The organism is Bacillus pretiosus, from assembly GCF_051294775.1.
GTDB lineage: Bacteria > Bacillota > Bacilli > Bacillales > Bacillaceae_G > Bacillus_A > Bacillus_A wiedmannii.
Map to the genome: position 1 here is coordinate 1 of NZ_JBPPHF010000105.1, position 320 is coordinate 320.

Annotated in this window: 1 pseudogene; it reads right to left on the reverse strand. The window is 40.3% G+C overall.

Annotated features, from left to right (window positions below):
- Positions 1–320 (reverse strand): annotated as a pseudogene (locus ACSG5Z_RS30050) (preprotein translocase subunit SecA); the annotation flags it as partial.

Consider the following 320-nt stretch of genomic DNA (forward strand, 5'->3'; position numbering starts at 1 on the left):
GAAAGAATGCATTTGCAAACATGTATAGCTCTGTTGATTTTTGAGCTTGTCCCGAAATAATAAGCGGGGTACGTGCTTCATCGACTACAATAGAATCGACTTCATCGATAATAGCAAAATGAAGTGGACGCTGAACGCACTGTTCTCTATATAAAACCATGTTGTCACGTAAGTAATCGAATCCAAGCTCATTAGTTGTGCTATACGTAATATCAGCAGCATAAGCCTCTTGTTTCTCTTCGCGTGACATGCTGTTTAAGTTAATTCCTACTGTTAAGCCTAGGAACTCATGAAGTTGTCCCATTTCGCTCGCATCACGT